The 22,933-nt window shown below is 29.3% G+C and carries 22 protein-coding genes, 2 tRNA genes and 2 pseudogenes; 18 read left to right on the top strand and 8 right to left on the bottom strand.

Annotated features, from left to right (window positions below; all coding sequences use genetic code 11):
• Positions 1 to 154: 154 nt before the first annotated feature.
• Positions 155 to 768 (top strand): annotated as a pseudogene (locus LRB30_RS00240) (diacylglycerol/polyprenol kinase family protein).
• Here the strand turns inward: LRB30_RS00240 and LRB30_RS00235 are convergent.
• Genes LRB30_RS00235 through LRB30_RS00225 form a run of 3 tightly spaced genes read right to left on the bottom strand, consistent with a single transcriptional unit; the run spans position 763 to position 3,046 of the window.
• Complete coding sequence (locus LRB30_RS00235; RefSeq protein WP_231018598.1) at positions 763 to 1,542, bottom strand: hypothetical protein; 780 nt, start codon at positions 1,540 to 1,542, stop codon at positions 763 to 765. The pseudogene LRB30_RS00240 and the gene LRB30_RS00235 sit on opposite strands and share 6 nt — an antisense overlap.
• A complete protein-coding gene (locus LRB30_RS00230) occupies positions 1,539 to 2,420 on the bottom strand; it encodes a DNA/RNA non-specific endonuclease (RefSeq protein ID WP_231013646.1) in 882 nt (293 codons plus the stop codon). Before LRB30_RS00230 ends, LRB30_RS00235 begins: the two co-directional genes overlap by 4 nt.
• On the bottom strand, positions 2,417 to 3,046 hold the full coding sequence (locus tag LRB30_RS00225; protein ID WP_231013647.1) for a hypothetical protein: 630 nt from the start codon (positions 3,044 to 3,046) through the stop codon (positions 2,417 to 2,419). The genes LRB30_RS00230 and LRB30_RS00225 overlap by 4 nt, the downstream gene beginning before the upstream one ends.
• 172 nt (positions 3,047 to 3,218) lie before the next feature.
• Between LRB30_RS00225 and LRB30_RS00220 the strand changes: the two genes are divergently transcribed.
• On the top strand, positions 3,219 to 5,096 hold the full coding sequence (locus LRB30_RS00220; RefSeq protein WP_231018596.1) for a fructose-specific PTS transporter subunit EIIC: 1,878 nt from the start codon (positions 3,219 to 3,221) through the stop codon (positions 5,094 to 5,096).
• Complete coding sequence (gene manA, locus LRB30_RS00215) at positions 5,093 to 6,211, top strand: mannose-6-phosphate isomerase, class I (protein ID WP_231018594.1); 1,119 nt, start codon at positions 5,093 to 5,095, stop codon at positions 6,209 to 6,211. Before LRB30_RS00220 ends, manA begins: the two co-directional genes overlap by 4 nt.
• Before the next feature lie 52 nt (positions 6,212 to 6,263).
• On the opposite strand, the gene LRB30_RS00210 is transcribed toward manA, so the two are convergent.
• The 3 genes and pseudogenes from LRB30_RS00210 to LRB30_RS05915 form a co-directional block, all read right to left on the bottom strand.
• A complete protein-coding gene (locus tag LRB30_RS00210; RefSeq protein WP_231013650.1) occupies positions 6,264 to 6,875 on the bottom strand; it encodes a DUF3996 domain-containing protein in 612 nt (203 codons plus the stop codon).
• A 10-nt stretch (positions 6,876 to 6,885) separates the two neighbouring features.
• Complete coding sequence (locus LRB30_RS00205; RefSeq protein WP_231013652.1) at positions 6,886 to 7,497, bottom strand: DUF3996 domain-containing protein; 612 nt, start codon at positions 7,495 to 7,497, stop codon at positions 6,886 to 6,888.
• Positions 7,494 to 7,914 (bottom strand): annotated as a pseudogene (locus LRB30_RS05915) (hypothetical protein). Before LRB30_RS05915 ends, LRB30_RS00205 begins: the two are co-directional and overlap by 4 nt.
• A gap of 166 nt (positions 7,915 to 8,080) precedes the next feature.
• Between LRB30_RS05915 and LRB30_RS00200 the strand changes: the two are divergent.
• Together LRB30_RS00200 and proS are read left to right on the top strand one after the other, a co-directional pair.
• Positions 8,081 to 8,758: a DUF2259 domain-containing protein gene (locus LRB30_RS00200; protein WP_231013654.1), complete on the top strand. Its 678-nt coding sequence runs from the start codon at positions 8,081 to 8,083 to the stop codon at positions 8,756 to 8,758.
• 53 nt (positions 8,759 to 8,811) lie between these two features.
• Entirely contained in the window at positions 8,812 to 10,278 is a 1,467-nt protein-coding gene (gene proS / locus LRB30_RS00195) for a proline--tRNA ligase (protein WP_231013655.1), read from the top strand.
• Positions 10,279 to 10,289: 11 nt separating this feature from the next.
• Here proS and LRB30_RS00190 read toward each other — a convergent pair whose 3' ends face one another.
• Positions 10,290 to 11,492 carry a dicarboxylate/amino acid:cation symporter gene (locus tag LRB30_RS00190; RefSeq protein WP_231013657.1) on the bottom strand — a complete coding sequence of 401 codons (1,203 nt, stop codon included), beginning with the start codon at positions 11,490 to 11,492 and terminating at the stop codon, positions 10,290 to 10,292.
• 103 nt (positions 11,493 to 11,595) lie between these two features.
• Here LRB30_RS00190 and LRB30_RS00185 point away from each other — a divergent pair, with 103 nt between their 5' ends.
• Positions 11,596 to 13,149, top strand: a complete 1,554-nt coding sequence (locus tag LRB30_RS00185) for a hypothetical protein (protein ID WP_231013658.1) — start codon at positions 11,596 to 11,598, stop codon at positions 13,147 to 13,149.
• Positions 13,150 to 13,158: 9 nt separating this feature from the next.
• Here the strand turns inward: LRB30_RS00185 and LRB30_RS00180 are convergent, their stop codons facing one another.
• Positions 13,159 to 13,818, bottom strand: coding sequence for an ankyrin repeat domain-containing protein (locus LRB30_RS00180; RefSeq protein WP_231013659.1), 660 nt, complete (start codon positions 13,816 to 13,818; stop codon positions 13,159 to 13,161).
• Positions 13,819 to 14,158: 340 nt separating this feature from the next.
• Between LRB30_RS00180 and LRB30_RS00175 the strand changes: the two genes are divergently transcribed.
• The 12 genes from LRB30_RS00175 to rpoB all read left to right on the top strand — a co-directional run bounded on the left by LRB30_RS00175 (position 14,159) and on the right by rpoB (position 22,921).
• Positions 14,159 to 15,199, top strand: coding sequence for a hypothetical protein (locus LRB30_RS00175; protein WP_231013661.1), 1,041 nt, complete (start codon positions 14,159 to 14,161; stop codon positions 15,197 to 15,199).
• Between the two features lie 13 nt (positions 15,200 to 15,212).
• A complete protein-coding gene (locus LRB30_RS00170; protein WP_231013663.1) occupies positions 15,213 to 16,061 on the top strand; it encodes a hypothetical protein in 849 nt (282 codons plus the stop codon).
• Positions 16,062 to 16,133: 72 nt separating this feature from the next.
• A tRNA-Thr gene (locus LRB30_RS00165) sits at positions 16,134 to 16,206 on the top strand.
• Positions 16,207 to 16,233: 27 nt separating this feature from the next.
• Complete coding sequence (rpmG, locus tag LRB30_RS00160; RefSeq protein ID WP_002556991.1) at positions 16,234 to 16,413, top strand: 50S ribosomal protein L33; 180 nt, start codon at positions 16,234 to 16,236, stop codon at positions 16,411 to 16,413.
• Between the two features lie 8 nt (positions 16,414 to 16,421).
• Positions 16,422 to 16,494 (top strand) — tRNA-Trp (locus tag LRB30_RS00155).
• A 27-nt stretch (positions 16,495 to 16,521) separates the two neighbouring features.
• Positions 16,522 to 16,692: a preprotein translocase subunit SecE gene (gene secE, locus LRB30_RS00150; protein WP_002556990.1), complete on the top strand. Its 171-nt coding sequence runs from the start codon at positions 16,522 to 16,524 to the stop codon at positions 16,690 to 16,692.
• Positions 16,693 to 16,715: 23 nt separating this feature from the next.
• Positions 16,716 to 17,270 (top strand): transcription termination/antitermination protein NusG, encoded by a 555-nt coding sequence (gene nusG / locus LRB30_RS00145; protein WP_231013665.1) that lies wholly within the window; start codon positions 16,716 to 16,718, stop codon positions 17,268 to 17,270.
• A gap of 51 nt (positions 17,271 to 17,321) precedes the next feature.
• Complete coding sequence (gene rplK / locus LRB30_RS00140; protein WP_231013666.1) at positions 17,322 to 17,753, top strand: 50S ribosomal protein L11; 432 nt, start codon at positions 17,322 to 17,324, stop codon at positions 17,751 to 17,753.
• On the top strand, positions 17,753 to 18,433 hold the full coding sequence (gene rplA, locus LRB30_RS00135; protein WP_231013667.1) for a 50S ribosomal protein L1: 681 nt from the start codon (positions 17,753 to 17,755) through the stop codon (positions 18,431 to 18,433). Before rplK ends, rplA begins: the two co-directional genes overlap by 1 nt.
• A 4-nt stretch (positions 18,434 to 18,437) precedes the next feature.
• Positions 18,438 to 18,926 carry a 50S ribosomal protein L10 gene (rplJ, locus tag LRB30_RS00130; RefSeq protein ID WP_231013668.1) on the top strand — a complete coding sequence of 163 codons (489 nt, stop codon included), beginning with the start codon at positions 18,438 to 18,440 and terminating at the stop codon, positions 18,924 to 18,926.
• A 70-nt stretch (positions 18,927 to 18,996) separates the two neighbouring features.
• Positions 18,997 to 19,371 carry a 50S ribosomal protein L7/L12 gene (rplL, locus tag LRB30_RS00125; protein WP_231013669.1) on the top strand — a complete coding sequence of 125 codons (375 nt, stop codon included), beginning with the start codon at positions 18,997 to 18,999 and terminating at the stop codon, positions 19,369 to 19,371.
• An 82-nt stretch (positions 19,372 to 19,453) separates the two neighbouring features.
• Positions 19,454 to 22,921 carry a DNA-directed RNA polymerase subunit beta gene (gene rpoB / locus LRB30_RS00120; RefSeq protein ID WP_231013670.1) on the top strand — a complete coding sequence of 1,156 codons (3,468 nt, stop codon included), beginning with the start codon at positions 19,454 to 19,456 and terminating at the stop codon, positions 22,919 to 22,921.
• Positions 22,922 to 22,933 lie beyond the last annotated feature (12 nt).

Genomic DNA, 22,933 nt, shown 5'->3' with positions numbered 1-22,933 from the left:
GTAAAATTACTATAAGTAATTTTATTATAAGTTATAAGTTTATAAAAAAGTTTTTGTTTATTTTACTTTATTTAAAGTAATAAATGGGGAATTTAATGGATTTTGGAAAAGATATTTGCAAATGTCAATTTAATATGCATTTAAAAAAGATTAGATGGTGTTTTGGGTTAAAATAATAATTCTTAGAGAAGATATTAAGTATGCAATTTTGAGAAAATTTTTTCATGTTTTTAGCTTAATAGTTTTGATTTTTTATAGAATAAATTTTTGGATAGGACTTGTTTTAAATATACTTTTTATAATTTTATACTTAAGTTCTGAAATTTTTAGGATTACTAAAAAAAAATACTTTTATTTAAAAATATTTCAAACATAATATTAAAATCAAAGAAAATATTGCCCAATAAAGTATCTTTTCCCTCTGTCTTTTTGTTTATAGGTATATTGATATCATATTGTTTGGCTATGCATGCTTTTAATTATATTGGAATATTTTCGGTATGTCTTGGTGATGGATTTGCAAGTCTTATTGGGAAAGCTAATTCCTTTTTTAAGTTTGTAAACGACAAAACGATTTCTGGCAGCCTTGTTGTATTTTGTGTTACTTTTTTTTCATATTATTATTTTTTTCCATGTTTAATAGTAGCTTTAATTCTTGGAATTTTAGCAGTATCGGTAGAGCTTTTTGATGCTGCTAATTTTGACAATTTATTTTTACCACTTGTTGTTTCGGCTTCATCCTATTTGTTAACTTCTTTTTTTTTATAGCCAGTAAAAGAAAATTTTTCCCGATTTTTTTAAGTAGATTGGTATGCCAATTGAGATTGGAAGAAAGGCATAAGGTATTTTTAGTAAATTCAAGTAAATTCCACTTAATATTAAAAGCATTGAAACAAAAAGAAAAAAATAGTCAAAGCTTTTTTTTCTTAAAAATGCCACTATAAAGTTTGTTAAAATAAGCAGCAAAAATGCGTCTATATAAAATTTTGTACTTTTGATTTTAAGAATGCTGTAGTTTTGACTATTTTCGTACGAATTAATAGGCATTGTATAACTATATATGCAGGCAAAGATTAAAATAATGTAAATTGTATAATGTATTGATTTTATCTTGAAATCGCATATATATAAACTTAGAAAAAATAAATTTAATAATGAAAAAGTATTTACAAAAAGGATAAATTTTGTAAATAAATAATAACTTGAATTTAGATTGTTTTTTAAAAAAAAATCTTCAGAGACCAAAATGGGTTCTAATGTATATGAGCTAATAAAGCAATAGAAAAGTATAAATTGTATATTGTTGGTTCTTTTGTAGTTAATATATGACCACAGCGAACCTATGATTCCAGCAATAAAGATGGTTAATTTATTAATCAATATTATAAAATTATTATTGTATATTTCTAGAATATAATTTTGATAATTTTCATTATATTTTATTTTATAAGAGAAAGTCAGTATAACTAGTGTTGCTAAAATAAAAATTATAAAAAGAAAGAAATTAATAGAAGAGCTTAACTTTGTAAACATTGATTTCATTTAAATTTCCAAGAATGTGTGTTTTGTATTTTTTTAATATTTTTTTTAATTTTGGGATCAAGTTTTTCAAAAAAATCTATCTTTGTTTTTTTTTCAATTGAATCAACGCTAACAACATAATTTTTTAAATCTAGGTCTTTTGCTTTTTCATTTGGAATAATAAAAGAGATTATTTCATAATAATTGTTATTATTAATTGCTAGCACTATTTTATAAAAATTTTTAGGTATCAAAATTTTGTTTTTACCGATAAATCCTTTATTTTCTGTTAAAATTCCAGCGCTAATGATATATATATATCCTTTTGAGATTGCCCATTCTCTTACTAATTTTTCAAGTTTTAGCCAAATTCCAGAATTAAATTCGCTTTTTTGGGGTGACATATTTGACAAAAAATATGTATCTTTCATTGCATTTTCAGAAAAGGACATGTCTGCAGAACTTACTATGTGTCCTCTATCATAACCGCTTTTAAAGTAATCTTCAAGTTTTGGAAAAGTGCCCCTGATGTTGGTGTCTTCAAAGAATTTGGTACTCCTTTTAATTTTTTTTGATTTTAACAAAGTTAATGCTAGTTCTACCATTTCTCTTTTAAGCGGATAAGCAGCCCATTCAGATTGTCTTGCACTTTCAGCATATCCTAAGGTATAGTGTTTTTTGCTTATTATTTGGGTAGTAAGATATCCTTTTGGTATTAATTGAGATTCTTTTATTGGAATAGATTTTGTAATGCTAATGTATTTATTTTCTATTATTTCTAAATAGTCATAAATTTTGTGTTTAATTTGTTTTAGGGCTTTTGGATTTAAGGAAAAAAATAAAAATACTGTTAGGCATAAAATATAGCAGTAAAGAAAAAATTTTGACCCTTTTTTCATGTTTCCATCTCGTTTTCGTCCTTAAAATTATATCTAATAGTGAAATTAAAAGAAATGCTAAATGTATCTAAAAATAAAAAATCAATTTTAAAGTCCAGCCCCATTAAAGGGGTTGCTTTTTTAGAATAAATTTCAATAAACATATAAGGTTCTATCACATAAGGCAATTTTTCGTAAAATCGAATGTCTCCTATAAAGTTTGTGGATAGGTAAAAACGACCACCTATGCCAATGGTAGCAGAAAAATATTTTGTTTTTTTAATTAGGTTTGCAATGTGCCAGTTTATTCCTCCTCCAATATAAGATTTAAAGTATTGCATTTTTTTAGGGATATTAAGGTTTTCTTTTGTTAATATCATAGCAATGATTAAAAAATCAAAAGTATTATTGGAGAATGTATAATAAGGCCTATAAATAAGGTGTTTAATATTTGAATTTAGGAAAAATCCAATTCCAATTCCAATTCCTGTTGAATATGTGAATCCCCTTTCTGGGCTAAAAAAATTAGAGCTTTGATTGGGTTGATCAATTTTTTTATTAGTATTTCTTTCTTCATTTGCAAGTGCATTTAAATTTGAAATGATAAGCAATGTTAAGAAAATACAAGTGTTTGGAGTTTTTTTCATAAACAGATTATTTTAAATAATATAAAAATTGTTTTACCTTTTCAATGTTGCGATATGTATTTAGAGAAAATTAACCTGTTTGGTTTAAAAAATATTTTTTATATTAAGTGGCTGTAGTATGTTATTTTATTGTATATTATACAATATGTATAATTGCTAGGAGGCCACAGTTATGTTGTTTAATTTTTTGAAAAAAGATCTTGTATTTATTTTGCCAGAAGTAAATTCAAAAGAAGATGTAATTGATTTTTTAGTTGAAAAAATCAATGATAAGGGATATATAGATAATAAAAAAGAGTTTCTTCAAGGAATTTTTGATAGAGAAAAGATAGGTGACACTTCTTGGGAAAATGGGGTTGCAATTCCTCATTTCATAGGAGATATTGTTAAAACTAGTTTTATTTCATTGCTTTACATTAAAGGTGCTGGTGTTAAGTGGTCTGAAGAAAATCCTCCTGTTAATTTAATATTTTTGATTTGTATGTCAAAAAAGCAACAAGGCAATGAGCATCTTAAGGCAATTGCTTTTATAGCTAAACTATTTGAAGATGATGCTTTTCAAAATGCTTTAAGTGGGTTTGTTACTACTGATGACATTTATTATTATATTGAGAATGTTCAAAGACAGGCCAAAGAAGAGGTTTTTGGAGCTACAAAAGCAGAAAAAATAGTGGCTGTAACTGCGTGTCCTGTTGGAGTTGCTCATACATATATTGCAGCGAAGAAAATTGAAAATGAAGCCAAAAAGCAGGGTTATAGCATTAGAGTAGAAACTCAAGGATCTATTGGTATTGAAAATGCCTTAACCGAAGAGGAAATTAGGAATGCATCCGCTGTAATACTTGCTGTTGATAAGGACATTGATGAAAAGAGATTTGAAGGCAAGAGAGTTTATAAAGTTTCAACTGTAAAAGCGATAAACAATACAGAAAATATTATTAAGGAAGCTTTTAATGCTCCAATATTTAAAAGCAAAGACTTTGGTGCTAATAGCGCTCCTAAAGCTTCGGCCGCAACAGGCAAAAGTAGCTTTTATAAATATTTAATGAGTGGAGTATCTCCAATGATTCCTGTTGTTGCAAGTGGAGGAATTTTAATTGCTCTTAGTATTGCTTTTGTTGGGATTGGACCCGATGGGCCTAATTTTTCTGAGCATCCATTTTATAAGCAGATTGCAGATATTGGATCTGTTGCTTTTGGTATGATGCTGCCCGTGCTTGCTGGTTTTATTTCAATGGCAATTGCTGATAAGCCTGGTCTTGCACCCGGTCTTGTTGGTGGAGTAATGTCTGGAAATGTAAAAGCAGGGTTTTTGGGTGCAATATTTTCAGGATTTCTTGCAGGCTATGTTGCAAGGTTTTTAGCAAGAAGATCTGTTCCTGAGTGGTTAAGACCCGTTATGCCTATATTTGTAATTCCACTAATAAGCACCATTATTGTTGGTTTTTTTATGTTGTATATTGGTGTTTATGTTGGAGAATTTATGGGGGTACTTGAGAGTGGGCTTAAATCTTTGCAGAGCAATTCAGAAACGTTTGATGTGTTGGGTAAGATTTTCTTAGGTTTAGTATTAGGTTCAATGATTACTATTGATATGGGTGGACCTTTTAATAAAGTAGCATTTCTTTTTGGTGTAGGTTTAATTCCCCAAGTGCCAGAAATAATGGGAATGGTAGCAGCAGCAATTCCTGTTCCTCCTATGGCTATGGGGCTTGCAACTTTTTTGGCACCTAAATTATTTGAAAATGAAGAAAAAGAATCTGGTAAAATAGCCTTTTTAATTTCATTTATTGGTATTAGCGAGGGAGCTATTCCTTTTGCTGCTAGTGATCCTGGGCGGGTAATTCCTTCTATAGTGGTAGGAGGAGCTGTGTCAAGCATTATTGCTGCTTTTTTAGGTGTTGCTAATCATGCTCCACACGGAGGGCCAATAGTACTTCCTGTTGTTGATAATAAATTTGAGTTTATTATTGCAATTGCTGTTGGAGTTGCAGTTGCAACAGCTTTGGTAATTTTTTTGAAATCTTTAAAATTAAAGGAATCTGAATGAATAATGAAGATAATATTTTTTTAATGAAAAACAATATTAAAGAATATGATTGGGGAGGAATTAATTTTATTCCCAATCTTTTAGGCGATAAGATTGATGGAAGGCCTAAGGCTGAAATGTGGCTTGGAGCACATAAAACATTTTCCAGTAAGATTTTATATAAAAATAAATATGTGCTTTTAAGCGATTTTTTAGAAGACCATAAAGAGCTTTTAGGCTGTAATGATGAATTTCCTTTTTTATTTAAGGTATTGTCTGCAAATAAACCTTTATCTATTCAGATTCATCCTTCTAAAGATATTGCTTTAAAAGGGTATGAATCAGAAAATGATAAAGGGATAGATATTAATGATCCTAAAAGGACATATAAAGATAAAAATCCTAAAATTGAACTTATATATGCCTTGAGCGATTTTTATGCTCTTAAGGGCTTTTTGCCTTTGGATGAGATTAAAACAATTTGTGAAATTCTGAAATTAAATTTTGACTTTCAATCACATAAAGACTTTGTAAAGACCATTTTTGATTTACAAACTTATGAACTTAAGGAGATTATTGAAAAAATTTTAAAAAATTTGGATCTTATTGATAATTTTAGGGGCCATTGGTTTAATGAAATTTACAATATTTACGGTGTAGATGTGGGTCTTTTAGTGTTTTTGGGCATGAATATTTTAAAGCTAAAGCCAGGAGAAGTTGTTTATACAAATAGTCAGGAGGTACATGCATATCTTAAGGGAGACTGCATTGAGCTTATGACCAATTCCGACAATGTTATTAGGGCTGGGCTTACTAGAAAGTATATTGATAAAGAAGAGATGTTGAGAGTTGGTCAATTTGAAGAAGGAAAGTTATCATTTTTAAATCCCGATTTTCAAGATAATTTTAGCGTATTTAGACTTCCGAATACTAATTTGAAACTGATTCAAAAAAAAATAAATGATAGCATTTGTATTAATAGAAATAGTGCAATGATTTTGCTAGTTTTAGATGGGTGTGTGATTATAAATAAATCCTTAAATCTTAAGAAAGGTGATAGCCTATTTATAGGCAGAAAATCTGAAAACTTATTTATTGATGGGGATGGTGAAGCTTTTATTGCTGGTTTTAATTAAAATTAAGTTTACATAAGTAAGCTTAATTTTAATTGCCAATTAGATTATTTGGTTAATTAAATGCAAATTTTATGAATCCAAATCCAAAAAAATTGAATTTAATTCCTTCAAATAAAATGCTTGGTTTTGTTAGCAATATTGTTGGTCCTACTGCAGGATAAATTTTAAATCCTATAGATAAATTTTTTGCAAAATTATATTCCATTATAAAAGGAATTCTTATAACAGCACCTATTCTATCATAATCAGTTTCTTTCTCTTCATTAGGAGGTATAAGGGATGCTTTTGACCAATCTGCGCCTATTCCAATGCCGCCGCCAACTTTCATATATTGTCCAATTTGCTTTTTAAAAATAACGTCTATTCCCCCATTTAGATAATTTTCAAAATTGTTTGACTTAAGGCCAATAAAACCTCCATATCCAACATCAATATTTATATAAGGAATTGTAATCATAATGTTTGCAATAGGATTGCCTATTCCAATTCCCATTGAAAATAAGTCATAATTTTTCTTTTCTTTTATTTCTTTAAGTTTTGCGATACAGGTGGTTGAATCTTCTTCCTTGCTGCATCTGACCATATAATTGTCAGATGCAAAAGAAAGGTGTACCACACCTAATACTAGTGTTAAAATATGTATTTTTTTAAAATTTTTTATCATTTATTCTCCATTATATATATATTTTTATAAAGCCTGAGCCTAAGAAATTAAATCTAGCCCCTTCAAATGACATTGGGCTGCCAAGTAGCATAGTTGTTCCAATAGTAGCAACAGCTTTAAATCCAATCACAATATTTTTAAGAAAGCTATACTCTATTACCAAAGGTAACCTTATTACAACCCCTATTCTGTTTTGCGGAGAAGCTACTTGTTGTACTTCATTTTCATCTTCTTCTTCAAGTTTTTCATTCGATTTTTCAGGGCTTCCTTTTGACCAATCTGCACCTATTCCAATGCCGCCAGAAATCATAGTGTTTTTATGTATTTCATCTTTAAATAAAAGATCTACGCCCACCACAACATAGGGCAAGAAATTGTTGGGGTTAAGTCCTACGAATCCTCCGTACCCAAGATCTATATCTACATATGGAACAGATATTGTAATGTTTGTCAGTGGATATCCAATTCCAAAACCTATGCCAAATAAGCGGCTCACAGACTCTTCTTTTGCAAGAAGTTTATCAAAATCAAAGTCATCTTCAGACATACTTTTGCTTTTGGATTGGGCAGTTAATAAGCCCGTTGTTAATATAAGTATTATTGTTGCTAATAGCATTCTCATTGAAATTCTCCTTTTTTATTTTTCAATTTTAGATAATTTTATTTTTACGATATTTTTAATAAAGCATAAAAAATTAAAAATATCGATATTTATTTGCTTATTTTGATAGTAAAACTTTATTGTTGAATTTTTTATTGTTTTGTTTATCAAAGCTTTGGTTATCAAAAAATTTTTAATCACAAATACAGGTATTATTATACTACTTGACTGTATATCGATGTTAATATTGTTTGTTTGTATAGGATTTTTGGAAATATATTTTTGTGTTGATTTTTTGGCCTTTGAAAAAAATATAAATTTATAAATTTGTAATAAACAATTTTTATTGCAATGCTTTATTTTAAAACTCTTGCAAAAAAACTTTATTTGTTCCAAGCTTTTTAAAGCTAATTTTAGGCCATTAATTCTTTTTTTCAAAAATTTATCCCAAAAATTTGAATATTAAGTTTTTAATCTATAAACAAATAGTATATCAAAGTTTTGAATTTGAAATGCTGTTTTGATATTATTTTAAGTAAGAGTAAATTAATTATAAATAAGATTTAATACATATAATTATTGTTATTAAACTTATATAAAGCTTATGATTAAACTATATGTCGTTTTTTTTTATTTTTTTTCCTTTTTATTGGGATTTCCAGAAAATATTTTTTTTAAAAATTTAGGATTTTCTAATAATGATCGATATTTCATGTTTGGCGAATATGGTTTTGAAAATGGACATTATTACTCTGCTGCATACTTTGTTGATGTTGTTAAAAATAATTTTGCAAACTCTGGAGTACATTCTAAGATTTTTAAGGAGTACATTGAGTATTCAGACAGTTATGATAAAAGTCTTTATGAGCTTTTAAAGATAATTAATTTCAAAGTTAAAGAATTTAAAATTAATCATTTAAGAAGAGGACGTGAAATTTATTTTTATGTAAATAGTGAAATTCCAGAAACAGATTTTTTAAATTTTGTTGATTTTAAAACAGGAAACGAATATCAAGTTTTTGTAAATAAGGATATCAACTCCCAAGAACTTTCTTCTTCTTTTAATATTTTTTTATCTATTAGATATTGTAATTCATTTCTAGAAAAACATCTGATTGTTGGAAGAGGGAATTATTATAGAAAGAATGTTATTGATTACAGAATAAGAGAGATTGTTTTATTTCCAAATGAAGATGGAATTGTTTTTGTTTTGGAAAAAATTATGTTAAATTCTTATGGAAATAAGTATAAACGGTTTATGGTTGAAGTTAAAAAATATTGAGTATAATTAATTTAGTTTTTTAAAGAAGTGTAGTGCTTTATTAAGGATAATGTATGAGTGATTTTATAGCATCAAAAGAAGATGATTATTCTAAATGGTATTTAGATATAGTTCAGAAAGCAAAACTTGCTGATTACAGCCCCGTAAAAGGATGTATGGTAATTATGCCTTATGGGTATTCTATTTGGAGTAAAATTCAGAGTATACTTGATAAAAAATTTAAAGAGACAGGGCACGAGAATGCATATTTTCCTATGCTTATTCCGTATAGTTTTTTAGAAAGAGAAAAGGATCATATTGATGGATTTTCTCCTGAGTTTGTTATTATTAAGAATGCTGGTGGGGAGAGTTTGGCAGAGCCTTTGGTTTTAAGACCTACTTCTGAGACAATTATTTGGAATATGTATAGTAAGTGGATTAAGTCTTATAGAGATCTTCCTCTTAAAATTAATCAATGGGCAAATGTTGTTCGCTGGGAAAAAAGAACAAGGCCTTTTTTGCGCACTACCGAATTTCTATGGCAAGAAGGACACACTGCTCATGCTACTGAAGAGGAGGCATTAGAAGAAACCTTGCTTATTTTAGATGTATATAAAAGATTTATTGAAGATTATTTAGCCATTCCGGTTTTTTGTGGTAAAAAATCTGAAAAGGAAAAATTTGCGGGGGCTGTTTCTACTTATTCAATTGAGGCATTAATGCAAGATAAAAAAGCGCTTCAAGCCGCCACATCTCATTATTTAGGTTTAAATTTTGCAAAGGCATTTGATGTAAAATTTCAAGACAAAGATGGCAAGATGCAGTATGTATTTGCTAGTAGCTGGGGTGTTTCTACTAGGTTGATTGGCGCTTTAATTATGGTTCATTCTGATGAGAAAGGTTTAGTTTTACCGCCCCACATTGCTCCAATAGAAATTATTGTTATTCCTATTTTTAAAAAAGAAGACGAGATTAATGAAAAAATTTTGGACTATTCTTGTTGTATTGTGGATACTTTAAAAAAAGCAAAATTTAGGGTTGAAATTGATAAGGATATTAGAAGCTCTCCAGGATTTAGATTTTCATCTGCCGAGTTTAAAGGAATTCCAATACGCCTTGAAGTAGGGATAAATGATGTTCTTTTAAATTCTGTTACTATTTCAAGAAGAGATAAGGACAGAAAATTTAAGTATCAAATATCACTTGATTCTCTTGTAAGTAAGGTTAAGGTAGAACTTGATTTGATGCAAAAAGATTTATTTAAAAAAGCATTAAATTTTAGGACCTTAAATACTAAGGAGATTTTTAGAAGCAGTAAGGATAGTTATGAGACATTTAAAGCTTATATGAATGATTATTCTGGATTTGTGCTTTCTTGTTGGTGTGGCGGGTTGACTTGTGAAAATATTATTAAAAATGAAACTAAAGCTACAATCAGATGCATTCCTGATGATTTTAAAGCCAGGGATTTAACGGGTATGACTTGTATTTATTGTTCTTCTAAGGCTAAATATTTTGTTTTATTTGCCAAATCTTATTGATTTATTTAACTTTAATTAATTTTTTCTTGATTTTTTAATTCTTTGAAATTTATTATATGAATGATTGCAATGTTAAAAGCAAAGTCGATTAGTAAAGCCAAAGAGATTAATATTGGCAGCATTGGCGTTATGTTAGAAACATTTAGCTCTATTCCTTTTGTATAGGTAGAGCAAAGCATTGTAATTGCATAAATTAAACTATTTGGCATATGAGGAAATGCAAAGACAAAAAAAAATGATAAAGTGCTCATATAGCTTATTTCATAGATAGAAATAGGCAAGCTAGAGTATGATTTTAAAATTATAAAAAATGATATTACTGAAATAAAAATAGTACCAAATTTAGATACAAAATTTATTAAAGGTATGTTTGTAATTATGGATTTTTTTATATTTATTCTTTCATTTTTAATGTCTTCTATTAATATCGCATAGGGAGAATAAGAATCTTTTGCAAGTCCTGAAAATATTATGTTTTGTAATGATACAAAGATTCCTTTATATATCATTTTAAAGCTTTTTGTTAACCTATAACTAATTGTTGGCAATATTATGAATAAAATTATAATTGTCCATACCAAAAAGAAAGTTATGCTGTTTGTGTAATTTTGGTAATCTTTGAAATTTTTTAAGTTTGTAGCGTAATCTGCTGTTATAAAAATGATTCCTATATTTAATATGTTTACAATAAATCCATTTGCATGATAAAAAAGATTGGATGCGCTTAGCATCAGTTCTCTAGCTATTCTGCCTTTTTGTTTTGCATAATAAAAGCTCGTTCCTATTATTATTGAAATCATATAGATGCTTAGTAGATTTGGATTACTAGATGTAAATATTTTGAAAATATTTTTTGGAAAAAATGTTTCTAATAAAGCTTCTTTTTCAAAAAAATATGTATTTTGTATTGTTTTTTCTAGTATTGGAATTCTTTGCGGAAGATATATTGTCGCAGCTATTATTGATACGGCAACTCCAGATAGGTTGGTTAAAATTCCATAATAAATGGTTTTACCAAAAAGCTTTTTAAAGTTTTTATTTTCAATAATATTTTCAATTCCTAATGGAATTGAAAATATTAAAAAGGGAATAAGGGATAAGTATGATAATCTTATAAAAGCATGTGACAAAGAGCTATAAATCCCAAGAGGGAAAAATAATCCTAAAAAGATTCCAATAGGCAGAGTGAAAAAAAAATTGATTTTTATATTCATACGACTTTTCCTTTCAGAGATTTAAGGTACATTGTTTATAATAAATAGTACTAAATTTTTTTGTAAATATAAACTTTAGAGTTACAATTGTACTTGTGTTGCTATGTTGCTTGTGGGTGTTTTTGGGGGTTGTTTGTATAAGTATCCTGATTCTGTAGATACAGATTTAGATTCGCGATTGCCAAATGTTTTAACTTTAGAAGAGCATGATAAGCAATTTTTTACTAAAGATTTTTATAAAAATCTTATTTCAAGTAGTAAAGAAATTGGCTTTAAGCTTCATAAAGTTTTAGTAGATTATTTAAATCCGCAGTCAGAAGAGGTTGATAGGGTTTTAAGATATAATCAAGTGATTAACATTTATTGGTCTTTTCTCAAATCAATTGCAAAAAACATTTCAAAATTGACTATGGAGCAGAAAATTTTATTTAGATTTGCTGCCCTTATTCCCAATGCACTTGGACCTGAAATTCAGCTATTAATTTCAAAAACTATTTGGGACAATCATTATAATGAGTCTTTTATTTATTTTGATGAGTGGCTTTATGGGGTTAATAGTTTTAAGCTTAGCAGATTAGCAATTGATTTGCCAACGGATAATTTTAAAGAAGAAGATATGAAAAAAATTTTACTTAATAAGAAAGAAAAACTTTTGGCAAATATTGATTTTGCAAAAAGCAGCCTTAAGAGAACTGATAAGATCAGGGAAGAGGCTCTTAGTAAGTTAAGAAGTATGTTTGAATTTTTATTTTTAAACAATAGTCAAAGCAATTTAACTTATATGACCGAATACGGAGTGCAGAGTTCTTATCCCAATTCGATTTTAAAGCCTTTAAATTTTGCTAGTAATTATGTTGATGATCTTATTAAATCAAATCGGGATATTAATATTTTTATTAATAAAATTGAAGATACTAACAGAGAGCTTTTTGAAATTCAAAATAAAATGAATAATATTGGGATGTCTGTTGAATCAACTATTGCACATGATGAAGTTGAAGTTATCAGAAGCGCTAATAAACTTACAATAGGGCCAAGAGGTAATCATTTTCCTATTCTTTTAAAAAATAATGTAGTTGCCAACCCTCAATTTTTTGGAAGTAGAGAAAGAATTATGCAGCTTGTTTGGGAAATCGAAGATATTCAGCCTAGACTTTTTCAAAAAGCATATAGAGGAGATTTGCTCAGAGTAGTTCCTTATTTTATATTAATACCTTCTTATGGAGATAAAGGAATTTGCTGGGAAGCAATTGATGTTAAAAACAGAGCAAATGGCAGGGGTAAAATATTAATACCTATGTATGCTAAAAACTTAAGGAAAGCGGTTATTTTAGGTGTTGGTGATTTTGTTTGGGAACTTGCAAAAGAACAAGCTTCTTTTAGATGGATGGAAACAGGCATTACAGGTCAATATTACGATTATTATGTTAAATTTATTAAGAAGGGAAATGTTAAAAATTTTTTTCTAGAGGATTATTTTCTTTGGATAGAAAAAGAAAGTAAAGGAATTCAAAAACTTGAGAAATTGGTACGTGGTATAATGTGGAGGAATTTACCCTTTTCTAAGAATTTAAAAGAGGCACTTGCTAAAAAATCTTTTATATACAAGGATCTTATTGATAAAGATAAAAATATCCAAGTATCTGATGGATATTAAATTCATTTTCTATTTTACTAAAATTCGAACTATTTCTTTGTTTTTAAGCGTTTTAAGTTCTTTTTTATAATTATCGTCAATGTGAATTTTTTTCTTTTCTAGAGATTTAATTAGTTTTATGTTTTCTGTTTCTATTGCGGCTTGCATTGGTGTTTTTCTATTTTTAAGTGTGAAGCTTAAATCAGCTCCTCCTTCTTTTAAAAATTCAAATACTTTTTCGTTATTAGTATATATTGCCCAAAATATTGGAGAATAGCTGGTATCATCTATTTGGTTAAGACTTATTCCGTAATCTATCAATATTTTTGTGATTTCAAATTCATTGTTTATTATTGAAATTGAAATTGGAGATATTTTATATTTAAAGTTTATTTCTGCTCCAAGATTTAGTGCAATTAAAACCCCCTTTTTATTATTAAAAAAAACAGATACTATAAAAAGTTCATTTTTAATTTTTTTCAAACTTTGTAAGATTTCTTTGTTGTTTATATTTATTGAATTTATAAATTCATTTAAAGTGTCTTTATCTTTTTGATATTCCTTGCTATTGAAAACATATAAATTTTTTTGCAATTCTTTTACTATTGAAACATTTGTATTAGTATTTATTGAGTTTAAATGCATTATTGCTTGTAATAGCATTAAAATTATAATGACTTCTTTTTTCATCTTTTGTGGATTTTATATTCCTTTAATAAAGTGTTTAATTTTAGACGATTGCTTTTTTAAATAGGTATTAAATTGACATTTATTATAGGGCATTATAAGATTATTTTTCAATGTTTTTGTGTTTATAATTGTTAGTTGTGCAATTATTTTTACTATTTTTAAAATATTAGAGTTTTATATTAAATTTTAAATTTAGGCTTTAGTTCTATTGTTTTGATGTTTTTGTATTGGTGTTAATGTAAAATGTTGTTATGTTAAGTTGGTATTTATAAAAATTTTGACACCCTTCTAATTGAGATGTGCATTTTATTATGTATAGTTTATATTGTAAAATACTCATATGAATCTATTGATCAGAATTGCTAAATTTATTTTGATTTTGTTTTTATTTGCTTCTTGCAATCAAAAACAAAGCGAGATTCACAATCTTATTCATCTTTTAAAATTTTCTAACAAGAATAGATTAGATAAATTTCTTATTATTGATAGAGTTGTTAATATATATATTGCAAATAAAAATTATGGAGCTGCTTTAGAAATTGTAAATAGTGGAATTATTGATGATGAATCTAGAGAATATTATCCTTTGTATCTTTATTTAATGGGTAATATTTATGATTCCATGGGAGAAGATTTTGTAGCTTTTAGTATTTACAAACGTATTGTTGATAATTTTGATGATTATGTTTATGAAAACTGTTCAATGAAAATAAGGGTGGCTAAAAAGATTGTCAATTTAAATATTGATTCAATTGATAAAATTAATTATTACAAATTTATATTAAATAAAGGGATTGAGGGAATCGGTAATTTAAATAATGAAGAAAAGGGTAATTATTTTTATAATCTTGCACTAAGTTTGGAAGATGTTCAAGATTATGACGAATCTTATTTTTATTATAAAAAATTTCTTTCAATTCCAAGGTCGAATTTAAAAATAGATTCTAGAGACTATTTTAATGTTGTTACAAAAATTAATTACTTTAATAATCCAGAGTTTGTTGTTTATAGAAATTTGGGAGATTTAATTCAGGATGTTAAAAATTTTGTTCTTTCTGGGGATACTACTAAATTGCTTAATATAAGAGATAAAAATAATTTTTTTATTCAAAGCTGGGATCAAAAGGGCGGAAAGAGCAATTCTATTAATACTAATAGCTTTTTAACTACGATGATTAGGCTTGGAGGGAGAAGAAAAAACGGAATACAATTTGCAAAGCATCTTGAAGCAGATTCTAGTGACGATATATCTTATCTTGAATCAAGGGGCTGGGACCATATTCGGGAATGGTATTTTGTTTTTAAAAGAATTGTTTATCCTAAAGATCCAGAAATTAATAATGGCTGGACTTGGATAGGTGTATATTTAGGTAAAAAATAATAGGAAGGAGATAATGCATTTTTTTAAGTTTCTTTTTAGTTGTTTATTTCTGCTTTATTCTAATGTTTCTATAATAAAAGATGAAGCTGCTGAGACAAGTGTGCACAGAATAATCGATTGGGATAGAAAGGTTATTTGTTTTGATATTGTTAAGGAAATTAATGAAAATGAATTTAGACCAGTAGGCTTAAATACAGCGTCTAAATTAATAGCAACCATTAATGATTTTAAAGACACGTTAATAAGAGAATCTCTTTTTAAGATAATTATGGATTCTGAAAATACTTTTAAGGATTATTTTGACCTGAATCCCAGTTTAATACTAAATTTTTCAGGTCCTAACAGTATTTTGAAGAGGTCTTATATAAAATATTCAGAAGATTTAAGAAGTCTTACTGTTAGGTATGAACTTAGTCTTTTTCCCGATTTTATAAATTTGTTTTTTTCACACGAAACGCCTTATAAAGCTTTTTATCCATTGATAAATTCTGATGTTGATAAAACCGATTATACAGGAATTGTGATTTATGTAGGCGAAGTTTACAATAATATTTCTGGTTCTAAAAAATTAGAAGACTCTTTTTTTATCAAAATTTATGATGAAAATATTAGACCATATTTTGATAAGAGAATGGTTTCTTCAGAGGCTTTGAAAAAATGGGGAATGCTTGAATATAGCAATAATGTTCTTTATAATAATAAAAATAGGATTGGACATCGTCCTTTAAAATTGGTTGCCAAAAGTATTTATGGTAAAAATAATACAGATATTATACTTGATGAATATTCTATTAATAAATTGTTTTCAAATAGTAACAACATTAAACTTTTGCAAGATGGAAAACTTGTTTTAATAAAGTAATAAAATTAAACTTAGTACTTGTTTTTTTCCAAACAATCAACTAAGATAATAAAGAGTTTGTAGGGAATTAGTGCCCTTATAGCTCAGTTGGTAGAGCACCACCATGGTAAGGTGGGGGTCGTCGGTTCAAGTCCGATTGAGGGCTTTTGTTGGTAGTTAGGAGTTTTGTTATATGGGTAAAAAGAAGGGCAAGGGAGCTGTTGAGCTTATATCTTTGATTTGTGAAGAGACGGGAATTAGAAATTATACCACCACTAAGAATAGACGCAATAAGCAAGAAAAGTTAGAATTGATGAAGTATTGTCCAAAATTGCGAAAACACACTCTTCATAAAGAAGGAAAAATAAAATAATAAATAATAGGTCAGTAGTTCCAATGGTAGAACGACAGTCTCCAAAACTGTATGCTGGGGGTTCGAATCCCTCCTGACCTGTTGTTAGAATTAAAGCGAGGCTTTAAAGTGTTTAGGTTTATCAAAGATAGTATATTAGAGCTTAAGAAGGTAACGTGGCCTAAGTATAATGAAGTTGTTGGAAATGGAAAGCAAGTTTTTTGGCTTGTATTATTTGTTTCAATTTTCTTGGGTATAGTCGATTATCTCATGTTTCTTGTTGTAACTTATGTATTTTAGTTTTATTGGAAGAAGGGTAAATTATGCCTAGAGCTTGGTATGTAGTTCAAACTTATTCTCAATATGAGAAAAAGATAGAGCAAGACATAAGACTTTTAATAAATGAAGGTATTTTTGGTGGTGTAGTATTAGATGTTAAAGCTCCTATTGAAAAAGTAGAAGAGATAAGAAATGGCAAGAAAAGAATAAGAGAGAGAAAAATATGGCCAGGCTATATTCTTATTGAGTTAGATCTTCCAGAAGTAGGCTGGAAAGATATTATTGCTAATATTATCAAAGTTCAGGGTGTTATTAATTTTGTTGGTGTTAGTAAGGGGCAAAGGCCTATTCCCATTAATGATGAAGAAGTAAAAAGTGTTTTTATGCTTACTGGTGAGATTAAAGCAAATAAATCTATTTTTATGCTTTATGACTTTGAAGAAGGAGAAAGAGTTAGAATTAAAGGCGGACCTTTTGACTCTTTTGAGGGGCTTATTAGCTCTATTGATTATGAAAGAAAGAAATTAAAAGTTGCAGTTCAAATTTTTGGAAGATCAACGCCCGTTGAAGTTGATTTCCAGCATATAGAAAAGATTTAAAATTTAATACTAATGGGAGCTTTGAAGGCGTTATTACCATAAGGAGATGATATGGCAAAAAAAAAAGCAATTTCTTGGATTAAATTGCAGGTTCCGGCTGCTCAAGCGGTTCCAGGAGCTAAAATAGGGCAAGCGCTTGGACCTCATGGAGTTAGTGGTCCTCAGTTTGTAAAGGAATTTAATGAGAGAACCGCAAAGATGGATCCCGGCATTGTGGTTCCTGTTATTATTACTGTTTATAGTGACAAAAGTTTTTCTTTTATTGTAAAGACCCCGCCAGCTTCGATTCTAATTAAAAAAGCTATTGGAATAGAATCAGGATCTAAAAAATCCAATACAGCTAAAGTTGGAACTATATCAAAAGAAAAGTTGATGGAGATAGTAAGAATTAAAATGCCCGATTTAAATGCAAAGTCAGAATCAGCAGCGTTTAAAATTATTGCAGGAAGCGCACGTTCAATGGGTGTTGAGGTGGAAAAATAATGTCAAAAAAGGGTAAAAAATATATTGAAGCTTTTTCTAAAGTAGATAAGAATAAATTTTATAACATTGAAGATGCAATTTCATTGTTGAAAGAAATCAAATTTGCCAAATTTGATGAAACTATAGATATATCTATTAACCTTAATTTAAAAAAGAATCATACCGTTAGAGACACTATAGTTTTGCCAAATCAGTTTATGAAGCCAAAAAGAATACTTGTTTTTGCAAAAGGTGATCGAGCAGATGAAGCTAGAGCTTTTGGTGCAACTTATGTTGGCGATGAGGATCTTATAAACAAGATTAAAAGTGGTTGGGATGAATTTGATATTGTTGTTGCAACTCCTGATATGATGAAAGATGTTGGAAGGCTTGGTCCTATTTTAGGGAAAAGGGGCTTAATGCCCAATCCAAAGACCCAAACAGTCACAAATAATCTCAAAGATGCAATCAATAGTCTTAAAAAGGGTCGAACAGAATTTAGAGCAAATAAAAATGGTGTAATAAGCTTTCCTTTTGGAAAATCTTCTATGGACAATGAAAAGATAAAAGAAAATTATGAGGAATTTATTAAGGAAGTTGTTAAAAAAAGACCTAGTGATTTAAAGGGAGCTTTTATAGATAGTATTTATGTTTCATCTACTATGGGGCCTTCTATAAAAGTTAATTTTGTTTGGAGGTAACGTTATGAGTGCAAAGATAAATTCTAAAAAGTTGGAAATGTTTGATTTATTAAAACAGTTTGTAGATAGTAAACAGAATCTTTTTTTCTTAGATTATAGAGGCTTAAATGTAGCTCAGTTGACAGAGCTTCGCAATAAAATAGAAGACGAACATGGAGCATTAAAAGTTGTTAAAAATAATATAATGAAGATGGTTTTAAAAGAAAAGAATATTAATGTTGTTGATTCTTGTTTGGTTGGCCCTACAGTTGTTGTTACTGCATTAGAAGAAGCTAATGTAATAGCAAAAATTTTTTATGATTTTGTAAAAAGTAGTACTTTGAAAGTAAAGGGCGGCTTTGTATTAGGAGAGTTTTATGATGAGGCTAAAGTTCAAGCTTATAGCAAGCTTCCTACCAAAAAAGAGTCTATTTCTTTATTTGCTAGCGTGATAAAAGCGTCAGTTTCTAAGCTTGCAAGAACATTGAAAGCTTTGGCTGATGTTAAAAATTAACATGGCAGTGTTAGTCTTAATTTTTGATTGCATGCTATCACTGTAAAATAAAAATATATAAGGAGTTAATATGGCACTAAATAAAGAAGATATTTTAACCTGGCTTGAAGGTGCAAAAACTATGGAAGTTGTTGACCTTGTAACAGCTATTGAGGAAAAGTTTGGAGTAACTGCTGCTGTTTCTGCTGGTGTAGGTGGAGCTGTTTCAGTAGGTTCGGCTGATTCTGAAGAACAAACCGAATTTGATGTAATTCTTATGTCTTTTGGTGATAGCAAGATAAATGTTATAAAAGAGGTTAGAGCTATTACAGGACTTGGTCTTGGAGAAGCTAAGGCATTAGTTGAAGCTGCTCCTAAAGCTATTAAAGAAGGTCTTTCTAAGTCAGATGCTGAGGAATTAAAAAAGAAGCTTGAGGCAGTTGGCGCAAAAGTTGAAGTTAAATAAAAAATTAAAAATATATCAAAGTTGTTATTCCGCATGTCGTTGTGATGTGCGGCTTGTTATGTCTTAAAAAAGGAGTCTTTTAATGGTAAAAAGAGTTCATCTGGGACAAGGAAGAGCTGATGAAATTTTAGACCTACCTAACCTGATAGAAATACAATTAAATTCTTATGAAAAATTTTTACAACTTGATAAATTAAAAAATAAAAAACCCCTACTTAATGAGGGCCTTGAGTCTGTTTTTAGAAATATATTTCCCATTAAAAGTGGAAATGGTGATGTTGCTCTTGAGTATGAGAGATACTATATAGAAAATGATGCCCTTAATTTTACAGAAAAAGAATGTAAAAGAAAGGGGCAAAGTTATGAGGCTGTTTTAAAAGTAAGACTGAATTTGCAATTTTTGACTACTGGGGAAATAAGGCAGAAAGACGTATACATGGGAACTATTCCTTTAATGACAGAAAGAGGCACTTTTATTATTAATGGGGCTGAGAGGGTTGTTGTTTCTCAGATTCACAGATCCCCAGGAGTTGTTTTTTATAAAGAAAAAGATTTGTATTCTGCTAGAATAATTCCTTATCGCGGTTCTTGGTTAGAATTTGAGATTGATTCTAAAAAAGATTATCTTTATGTAAAAATAGATAGAAAAAAAAGAATACTTATAACTCTTTTTTTAAGAGCTTTGGGATTTGATACGAGAGAAAAAATAATAGAGACTTTTTATAATATTAAAAAAATTAAAGTTGAAGACGGTACAAAAAGAGATCTTCCAGGGCAATATTTAGCTAAGAGTATTAACATAAGAGAGAATATGTATTATCGAGCAGGAGATAAAATTACTCTGCAAGATGTGGAAGATTTTTTACAAAATGGAGTAAATGAAATAGAGCTTGTTGATTTTGATGGTTATGACGATGTTTCTGGAAAGCGCTTTGTAAGTTCGAATGTTATTTTAAATTGCCTTGAAAAAGAGGATGCTTTTTTTGCTTTAAAAGATGGTTCTAAAGAGCTTCCAAGAGAATCAGTTATGCTGGCTGTTTATGGCTCCCTTTTTCCTGGTGAGCCAATATCAATTGATAATGCTGAAAATGATTTAAAAACTATATTCTTTTCTGAAAGAAGATATGATCTTGGACGTGTGGGGCGTTATAAACTATCTAAGAAATTTGGATTTGATGATTTAACTACATCGGTTTTAACTATGGATGATATTGTTAACACCATATCTCATCTTTTAAGAATATATGAAGGCCATGATATTCTTGATGATATTGACCATTTAGGAAATAGAAGGGTTCGTTCTGTTGGCGAGCTTCTTACTAATATATATAAAGGTGCGATGTCAAGGGTTGAAAAAATTGCTAAAGATAGAATGTCTAACAAGGAAGTTTTTAATCTAAAGCCCCAAGAATTAATAAGCGTTAAACCCATTGTATCTGCTGTTAAGGAATTTTTTGCAACCAGCCAGCTTTCACAGTTTATGGATCAGGTCAATCCTTTGGCTGAGCTTACTCACAAAAGGCGTCTTAATGCTCTTGGTCCAGGGGGACTTTCAAGAGATAGGGCAGGATTTGAAGTAAGAGACGTACATTATACTCATTATGGTAGAATGTGTCCTATTGAAACTCCTGAAGGACCAAATATTGGACTTATTGTTTCTTTGGCAACTTATTCTAGAGTTAATGATTATGGGTTTTTAGAAACTCCTTATAGGAAAGTTGTTAATGGAGAGGTGACTGATCAATTAGAATATTTATCTGCTATTGACGAAGAGAAAAAGTGCATTGCTCAGGCCAACGCTGCCTTTAATTCTAATGGAAAGTATCTTGAAGATTTGGTTTCTGTTAGAATTTCTGGTGATTATACTACAACAAGCCCTGCAAATATAGACTACATGGACGTTTCTCCTAGGCAGTTAATTTCAGTATCTTCGGCGTTAATTCCTTTTCTTGAACACAATGATGCAAATCGGGCTCTTATGGGTTCTAATATGCAAAGGCAAGCAGTACCCTTGCTTTTTCCTAAACCTCCTATTGTTGGTACGGGTATGGAAAGCGTTGTTGCAAAGGATTCAGGAGTAGTTGTTAAGGCCAAAAGAAGTGGGAAAGTTATTCTTGCAACAAGTAGCAAGATAGTTGTTAAACCTTTTGAGGCAGAGAATGCTAAAGATTTGGATGAATATCATATTGTTAAGTATGAAAGGACAAATCAAGATACCTGTTTTAATCAATCCATTTTAGTTAAAGAGGGTCAAAAGGTTGAAAAGGGAGAGATAATAGCTGACGGTCCTGCTACTAGATTTGGAGAACTTGCTCTTGGTAATAATTTATTACTAGGAGTTATTCCTTGGAATGGATTTAATTATGAGGATGCTATATTGATTTCCGATAGAATTGTAAAGGAAGATCTTTATACATCTATTCATATCAAGGAGTTTAGCATAGAGGTAAGAGAAACTAAACTTGGTCCTGAAAAAGTTACGGGAGACATACCTAATGTCAGTGAAAAGATACTAAACAAATTGGATGAAAATGGAATTATACGGATAGGAACCTATGTAAAGCCAGGCGATATTCTTGTTGGCAAAGTTACTCCAAAGTCAGAAGGAGACATTACTCCTGAATTTAGACTGTTGACTTCCATTTTTGGAGAAAAAGCAAAAGATGTTAAAAATAATTCATTAAAAGTTCCTCATGGTACCGAAGGTACAGTTATTGATGTTCAAAGGATTACCAAAGAGGATGTTGGTAATCTTTCTCCCGGAGTTGAAGAGATACTTAAAGTTTATGTTGCCAAAAAAAGAAAGCTTAAAGAGGGCGATAAAATGGCTGGACGACATGGTAATAAGGGCGTTGTTGCAAAGATTCTTCCTGTTGAAGATATGCCTTATCTTGCAGACGGAACTCCTCTTGATATATGCTTAAATCCTTTGGGAGTTCCATCTAGAATGAATATTGGACAGTTAATGGAATCTCAATTAGGTCTTGCTGGTAAATATCTTGGTGAATCTTATAATGTTCCTGTTTTTGAATCTGCTACAAATGAACAAATTCAGGAAAAATTAAAAAAAGCTAGATTTAATCCAACTTCTAAAGAAATTTTATATGATGGTTATACAGGAGAGCCATTCGAAAATGAAGTAATGGTTGGGGTAATTTACATGCTTAAACTACATCACCTTGTTGATGATAAAATGCACGCAAGATCGACGGGTCCATATTCTCTTGTTTCTCAACAACCTCTTGGAGGAAAAGCTCAATTTGGTGGGCAAAGACTTGGAGAAATGGAGGTTTGGGCTCTTGAAGCTTATGGTGCAGCTCACACTCTTCAAGAACTTTTAACAGTTAAATCTGATGACATGTCAGGCAGAGTCAAAATATATGAAAATATAGTAAAAGGTGTTCCTACTAATGTATCAGGGATTCCTGAGTCTTTTAATGTTCTAATGCAAGAACTTAGAGGACTTGGACTTGATTTATCGATTTATGATGATGCTGGAAATCAAGTTCCTTTGACAGAAAAAGAAGAAGAATTGATTAATAAAAGCTAGGTTTTTGGAGTT

This window comes from Borreliella americana (assembly GCF_021043605.1).
Lineage (GTDB): Bacteria > Spirochaetota > Spirochaetia > Borreliales > Borreliaceae > Borreliella > Borreliella americana.
Note: the sequence above shows the minus strand (reverse complement) of the source record. Positions and strands in the feature narration are given on the sequence as shown.